The organism is Aporhodopirellula sallentina SM41 (genome assembly GCF_000346505.1).
Classification (GTDB): Bacteria; Planctomycetota; Planctomycetia; order Pirellulales; family Pirellulaceae; genus Rhodopirellula; species Rhodopirellula sallentina.
This window is the reverse complement of the sequence record NZ_ANOH01000052.1, coordinates 1-6,327: the sequence shown is the minus strand read 5'-3', so window position 1 is coordinate 6,327 and position 6,327 is coordinate 1. Positions and strand designations below refer to the sequence as shown.

The 6,327-nt window shown below is 53.8% G+C and carries 5 protein-coding genes; all 5 read left to right on the top strand.

What is annotated here, in order from left to right; all coding sequences use genetic code 11:
- Positions 1-148 precede the first annotated feature (148 nt).
- A complete protein-coding gene (locus tag RSSM_RS02885) occupies positions 149-2,122 on the top strand; it encodes a 3-keto-disaccharide hydrolase (protein ID WP_008674277.1) in 1,974 nt (657 codons plus the stop codon).
- A 264-nt stretch (positions 2,123-2,386) separates the two neighbouring features.
- Entirely contained in the window at positions 2,387-2,983 is a 597-nt protein-coding gene (locus RSSM_RS02880; RefSeq protein ID WP_044300781.1) for a sigma-70 family RNA polymerase sigma factor, read from the top strand.
- The gene (locus RSSM_RS02875; protein ID WP_008674274.1) at positions 2,980-4,101 is read left to right on the top strand and encodes an FHA domain-containing protein; all 1,122 of its coding nucleotides are present in this window, start codon (positions 2,980-2,982) and stop codon (positions 4,099-4,101) included. The genes RSSM_RS02880 and RSSM_RS02875 overlap by 4 nt, the downstream gene beginning before the upstream one ends.
- Complete coding sequence (locus RSSM_RS02870) at positions 4,101-5,927, top strand: FHA domain-containing protein (protein ID WP_008674272.1); 1,827 nt, start codon at positions 4,101-4,103, stop codon at positions 5,925-5,927. Before RSSM_RS02875 ends, RSSM_RS02870 begins: the two co-directional genes overlap by 1 nt.
- Positions 5,928-6,068: 141 nt before the next feature.
- Positions 6,069-6,327: hypothetical protein (locus RSSM_RS02865; protein WP_144059525.1), on the top strand; the 259-nt coding region annotated here is incomplete at its 3' end.

Genomic DNA, 6,327 nt, shown 5'->3' with positions numbered 1-6,327 from the left:
TAGCCTCGAGGTCCAGTCTCGTACCGCAAGAACACCAAGCCAGGGAAAACCGCGAATCCGAAAAGGCAACTCACGAAAAAAAAAGACACCGCGAGCTCTTTTAGTTGCCGGTGGTTTATTCGCCGCCCTACTCGTCTGGGCATCGGTCATGATGCTGAAGACTGACAAGGGAACCCTGTTCATCGAGAACCTCCCCGAGAACGCTCAAGTGCTAGTCGATGGTGAACAAGCCGAATTGACGATTGATGAAGAGACGATGATTGCAAAGACCGTACTTTCCGAAGGCGAGTACCAAGTTGAGGTAAGTATCGATGGGAGTGTTGTCCAAGGCGAATCGGTCACGATCTCAACCGCAGGTGAAAACCGAGTGGTCTTTCGTAACATCCAGGCAGACTCTGTTGAGCCTAGTACGATTGAAGACACAGAGTCGATGTCCGACACCTTTCCTGGCCCACGGAATGTTGGCGCGGAAGAACTACTGTTCCAACCAGAATTTGAACGAGTCGAGCAGACCGGATTCTCGACACTGGGCCCATTCTCGATTGAGAACGGTTTACTAATTGCAAATGGGCAGAAAGGAAACGCGATATCGAGGGACGACTACCAGGATTTTGAACTGCTCGCCGAATGGCGTCTGGGGCCTTCCTCAAATAGCGGAATTTACTACCGCAGTCCCCCCGTTACCGAAGTTGAATTTGGGAACGAGTATGCATTGGTGACCGATACGAAAGCTGATCCGGTTCCGACAAATCAAAAGACCGCTAGCTTGTTTGGTGTGATGCATCCAAGAGTATCCAAGAACTTCCCGCCGTACACATGGCATTCTTCGAAAATCATTTGTGTCGGTAAGAACATCGAGCATTGGCTCGATGGGCAACTGATGTTGTCCTATGCGATTGATGGCGAGGATTTCATCCAAGCGGTTTCGCGTAATGTTCAAAAGCGAGAAAGGCGAGAGCTCGTTGGCCTGTCAATACCAGGACGAATCTTGCTCCAATCGTTAGCTGGCCAAGTCGCTTTTCGAAAAGTGTCGATTCGAAGAATCCAGGAAATTCAGAAGGGGCCATCGGAAGACAAAACGGTGTCCGATACGTTGAACGATTCCGCATTTCCTATCTCGGCCGATCCCATCGCGAAACCGACAAAACGGGTTCCGCTACGAGAGCTGCATTCGGAAGACAAAAAGGTGTCTGAATACAAAGTGTCTGACACCGTTTTCGACGCCGTTGCTCCCAGGCGGGCCTCTAGCATTTCTGCCGACATGACACCCCACGACCTGCTCACTTCCGAGGACTATGAATGGTCCGAGCCAAGGTATTTGGGGCTCTTCCCCTACCACGCCAGAGATCTCGATCGTGAGCTGGGTGACTTCTTGTTGGCTCAATACTCCGCGGTTTCAAAAGCGAAAAACGCGCCCCCAAGTCTGTGTCTCTTGAAACGAAATCCAGGCGATTCTCAGTGGAGGTCCGTGGAAAGGCTCAATATCAGCTCGACGACGTGGGATTGGAATCCATCCCTGTCGCGTGATGGCTTGCACTTGGCATTTCAATCGAATCGAGCCGGTGGAAAAAGTCCCCATTCCGATATTTGGTTCAGCCGCCGCGAGACTTTGGATAGTCCTTGGTCTAAGCCTGCAATTAACTTCCGGGGAAGTACCAAAAATCGAGACGAGAGTCCCTGTTTTGCCGAGAACGGTTTGGCTGTTTATTTCAATAGCGCTCGGTTCAAAGGAAAAGAGGGTACATCACTCGTGGTAACGCGGCGTCCCCATTTGACGGCCCGCTGGTTACCAGCCGAAGAGCTCGGCCCGAAGTTCAATGTTGGACTATACAGTACCGCTCCAGTACTGTCCGAAGACGATCGAGTGCTGATCTTTGCCACGCGCGGAAATCAAAAATCCGGCGAGCGGCGCTCCCTGTGGATGTCCACACGTGAGGAAATCGGTTCACCTTGGTCTCAGCCATCTCGCTTAGATGACAAGTTGAGTCTCGACGGGCAAGTGATGCCTCGGATGATTTCGCCTGACGGACAAACCCTGGTGATGAAGTACGTTCCCCAGGGCGCGAAAGATCCTGCCAAAGTGGGGACATGGGTGACCCATCGTGTTAAAAGATCAAGATAGTATCGGATGTTTCCAAGCACCGAGTTCACCTCGGCGGGTAACAATCTGGGGTGCGAAGAGCGCCAGCATTGGTTGTCAAGTAAACGTTTTTTTAACGGCGTAAAGAAGATTTTCCCATCAGCTCAACACGTTTTCAATCAGTCACCTATCGAAGATGAGGCTGGGCGGCTGACAAGAATTTCTCATGAACAATTCTTCAATGACCATTAATTCATTCATCATGATCTTCCAACTGCACATACACTTCGGTTTTGGAAAGATCGAATGAAATCGACCTCAATGAGCCTCATGGATCGCCTTGCCGGTGACGGTACTGACAGTGATTGGCAGCGACTGCTGCTTGTGTATCGTCCCTTCGTGGATTCGGTGGTGCGTGGGTATCCATCGCTGGCGTCGCAGGCGGATGACATCACCCAGGAGGTCATGATGGTGTTGATGCGTGAACTGCCTCGGTTTCAACGACAGCGGACTGGTTCCTTTCGCGTGTGGCTGCGAGGCATTACCGTCAATCAACTTCGTATCGCGTTGCGGCGTTCGAAGAAGTTCCAACAGTCCGATGGCGATGGGCTTTCGGTTGCCCAACAAGTCGATCAGCTCTCCGATCCCGCGAGCCTTGCATCTCAGCAGTGGGACGAAGAACACGATCGCATGGTGCTGGAACGAATCGTCCAAGTCGTTCGCGGGGATTTCAAGGAGGTGACGTGGACCGCATTCCAACGGTACGCCATCGATAATCAACCTCCGGGTGAAGTCGCTGAAGAACTCGACGTTTCCCTCAATTCAGTATTGCTCGCCAAATCACGTGTTCTCCGCCGAATGCGGGAAGAAGCGGCCGGATTGATCGATGAATGGGAGAAATGAACGTGAATGAACAAGAACTCCAAGACGCCGCATTGGGGCGACAGAGCCGAGAAGGGTTCCTCGCCTTTGCCGCCAGTTTGGAATGCGATCCCGAGGCGGTCTCGACGGCCAGCAGCGTTGTCGACGACGCTTTTGTATCCAAACTAAAGAAATATCTTCGGTCCGAAACTTCCGCTCAAGCTCCTTCGAAAACTCCCTCGCTCATGAATCAGCCAGCACCAATGAATCAACCAGGGCCTAGGCATACCATCATCGAGCCCGATGACGTGCCTCGGAACACGATGATCGAATCCGAAGACGATATACGGAAAGTGCAGGAAGAACTTCGCAAGCAGGCGGCAAAGCGAAAAAAGGCCGCCGGAAAGAATGCCTCGGGAGAGAAGTCTTCAGCAGGACCGTCCAGCGAAGAGAAACCGTATCGACCGACGCAGCGGCTACCCGTGATCGCTTTGGTGGCATGCGACGATGGGAAAGAAACTGGCGAGCTGTTTCGAATCCGCGGTGACCAATTTATCATTGGTCGAACCGAGGGAGACTTTCAGATCGCCCACGATGAAATGGTCTCTTCGCGTCACGTTGTGATCACCCGGCAAACCGTGGACGGAAAACCACGCGTGGCGGTGACGGATTTGCAAAGCCGCAACGGACTATTTGTCCGTGCTTCGAAGGCTCCGCTTGATCACGCGTCGGAGTTCTTGATCGGCAGCGGTCATTACCGATTGGAAATCAACCAAAGCATGCAAGCAGTCACCATGGCCGCGGGATCACCAACGGATGTTCCGATAACACGACAACTCGACGGCCACGAGATGCCAGGCAGTGTGATGCTTTCCGAAATCGTGCGGGGACGTGTCGAAACACGAGTCCGGCTAGATCTCTCTGAGTACCGTATCGGACGGGACACGAACTGCGATATTCGGCGAACCCACGATCCGTTTGTCGCGTCTGAGCATGCCGTCTTGAGTCGGTCCGCGAATGGAAAGTGGGGCATCGAAAACAAAACGACGCTCAATGGGATTTGGATTCGAATCCCACAGATCATTGTTGCCGATGGCAAGTCGTGCGAGTTTCGGATTGGTGAACAACGATTCCGAATGAAGTTGGGAGTCTCACGCTAGTGAAATCGCCCGCCGCAACGAATCGGAAGTCGAGTCATCAACAATGGACGATGGGGGCTTCGCCGCAATGCGACGTTTGGGTGAACGCCCCAAGCGTGTCGGGGACTCATTGCCGATTCGAAACGTCCGCGAATCGCGACAGCCGATCGGTGCAATTGATTGTTGAAGACCTGGGCAGCACGAACGGCACCTTTGTTCGGAACCAGCGGATCGACGCACCAGTCGTAATCGATCCCACCACGGCAGTGACCTTGGGAAGCCAACAGCCGCTGCCTTGGCCAACTCCGATCGGGGCAAAGCAAGTCGTGACCTTTGGGGCCAGCGATGACAATGACTTGGTCATCCATCAACCTGGCGTGTCCTCGTCTCACGGGCGCTTGATCATCGGTCCGATGCAGACGCTGGTTGTGGAAGACCTGCAGAGCACGAACGGGATCCGGGTTGCGGATTCGAAGAACGAGCCATCGCATCGAATTCTGCAAGCGGCGCTCGTTCAGAAAACCGACACGTTGCTGCTCGGTTCCACGCCGCTTCAGGTCGCAGCTCTACTCGCCGTGAAGCAAGTGAAAAGAAGTGTACCGGGCAAGTCTCCCGGTTCCCCTGCGGAGCCCCGGTCTCCCACGAAATCCAAGATACCGCGGACTTCCAACACGTCCCCGTCGGCCTCCCCGTCGCCAGGCCTTCAGTCACCCGTTTCTCGGTCGCAGGGTGGGGCGATCAACGACCGACGCCAGCTCGGAATCCTTGCTGGCGTGGTGGTTGCCGTGTTATTCGTCGGGGTTGGAGTATGGTTCCTGCTGCGCGACCCTACTTCATTGGCTCACAACCAGAATTCTGATTCAACGACGAACCAGAAGGAAGGTGCTGAGAACCAGTTCGAGAGTGCAGTAATTTCTGGTTCGCCCGCAAAAGTTCGATCCGGGCGTGGTCCTTCGTCAGCAGCGTCAAGCGGCGAGGAAGCTTGGAGTTATCTCGCTGATCCAAATCAGGCAGCTTTGTTCCATGTCTTGGTTCAAACGGATGACGGGTTGTCGTCATTTCGCGTTGGAACAGCCTGGGCCATCAATGATCAGCGTCTGCTGACGACGGCCATGGTTGTCAAGGCGATGGAGATTCAGCAGAAGGAAGCGTTTCCCAATGCGGTCGCTGTCCATGCCGCCACCGGCGAACTCTATCCAATCAGCCGAGTGCGGAAACATCCGTCGCTTGAAAGTGAACTTGCCAAGTCGATTCGTGCGGTCAATGAATTCGATGCCGCCAAGGCGGTGTCGCCGCCTCCGAGTGATTTGGCCAAGGACGCAGCAGCGGCGGTGACCGAGCGTGGCAAAATACTGAAACAACTAGCCGAGAAGATGCTGCGGACACGAACCGCCTTTGCCGCTTACGACATTGCTAGCGTCCAACTCAATAGCCCACTACCATCGCGAATCCCGAAACTGAAAATTGCCACGGGCGCGGTTTTGCGGCCGAAGCAAAAACTGACTCTGCTCGCAGCCCCTTTCGATGCCGAAGACCCCTTTTACGACTCGAGCCTGCCGGTGACTTTTGAGAACACGACGTGGACTGTCGAAGGGATCGAGCGGGTGAACGCATCCAATGGTGGCTCCGAATTGCCTCGCCTGATTCTTTCGGGGCCTCCCAAACCGCCTTTCGCGGGAGACGGGATCCGCTGGAACCGTTTCGGATCACCGTTGGTCGATGCCGCTGGACGAGTAATGACAGTCTTCTCAACGCCGACAACCACTTCCCAAGACATCAGTAAAACCACATCAAACGTGATGGTTGAAGGTCCCTCCGCTGCCAGTTTCAACTCCGTCTCAAACTAACCCTAAGCATTGACAATGAACTCAGATCGGACTCTTGGTAGTTTCTCGCTGTTTGTGGCCTACCTGTTTGCTGTTTCGTGCACCCCAAATGCGAGCATCGCGCAAGGTCCATCAACTGATTTTCAGTTTCCTCATCTTTCGATGAGCCAAAGTATTACGGCGGCTGGTGATTGGACACGTGCCAACGCAGACGCGTACGCGCGCTACGCGCAAGGTAACCTGTACTACGCGGAGGCTCGAAAGAAGCTAGCCGAAGCCGTCGACTTGGAACTCGACAATTACCTGAAGTATGCCGAGACCTACTATGACCGGCGAATCGAGCGGGAACGCAGCAAGTTAGAAATTGCTGAAATTTATGAAGAACGAAAAGACAAATACGTCGAGTACCGTAGGAATGCGA

Bases quoted from the DNA above. Each gene is read 5' to 3' on its own strand.
- RSSM_RS02885 (WP_008674277.1), top strand. From the start codon at position 149: ATGATGCTGAAGACTGACAAGGGAACCCTGTTCATCGAGAACCTCCCC.
- RSSM_RS02875 (WP_008674274.1), top strand. From the start codon at position 2,980: ATGAACGTGAATGAACAAGAACTCCAAGACGCCGCATTGGGGCGACAG.
- RSSM_RS02880 (WP_044300781.1), top strand. From the start codon at position 2,387: ATGAAATCGACCTCAATGAGCCTCATGGATCGCCTTGCCGGTGACGGT.